This is a genomic window from Zwartia hollandica (assembly GCF_019923725.1).
In the GTDB taxonomy this organism is placed as follows: domain Bacteria; phylum Pseudomonadota; class Gammaproteobacteria; order Burkholderiales; family Burkholderiaceae_B; genus Zwartia; species Zwartia hollandica.
On sequence record NZ_JAHXRI010000023.1, the window covers coordinates 1 to 860 of the forward strand.

Consider the following 860-nt stretch of genomic DNA (forward strand, 5'->3'; position numbering starts at 1 on the left):
GGAGTTGTCAATTTCCGTGGCGGTGGTCAACAGAACTTCAATGATTTGCCTTGCCGTCATGTACGGGAAAGCCTGGCGCAACACCGCCGCACCACCCGCAACCAGAGGAGCTGCCATGGAGGTGCCGCTCATCTCATCATATTTATTCATCGGGACTGTCGAATAGATATCGACACCAGGCGCGGTCATGCACCAGTCGGCAGCCGCACCACACCGATTACTGAAGTAAGCGAGAGTCACTGCATTAGTCGTCGCGTTGATATCCGCAGCGGATACAGCAATGAGCGTTCCAGCTAAGCTCGAGTAATCCAACGCCTGAACTTGACTCAACGGAAGTTGATTACTGCTCCAAGTAGTAGGGTTCCGGGCATCAGTCGAGTTTGTGTAGATACGATAAATGGCATCTGCTGAGTTGCTGGTGTACCCAAGCGCTGTGTTGGCTGGGGTAATGAGGGGGAGCAGCCCGTGGCCTTCGGGTACTTTCGCAGCAAGGGGCTGTAGCCGATCGTCGCGTTGGTTTCCCGCTGAAAAGACCATCACAATGTCAGCGTTGGCGAGCGTCTGGACTTGAGTACCATAGTCCATCACCTGACCTTGGTGAAGCATTTGGAAATTAACCAGCGAGTAGTTTGGATTCCGACTACCATCAATTAGAGGCCACGGCCTTGCCCTGGGCCCGAAGCTGCCGTTCATGACAGAAACTTCAGAACTCACCAAATCTTGAGTCCAATCTTTCGATGCGGGGTATCCAGGGTTCGGAATTGCCACTGTGTGAGCAATCGAAGCGTCATACGCTACACCTATCATCCCGACGCCATTGCGCGCGGCCGCTGCAGCCCCCATGACATGGGTACCATGAG

1 protein-coding gene is annotated in these 860 nt (G+C 54.1%); it reads right to left on the minus strand.

Going from position 1 to position 860, the window contains the following annotated elements; all coding sequences use genetic code 11:
• Positions 1-860, minus strand: an 860-nt coding sequence (locus KZZ10_RS14425; protein ID WP_259662243.1) for a S8 family peptidase, incomplete at both ends; no start/stop codon positions are given.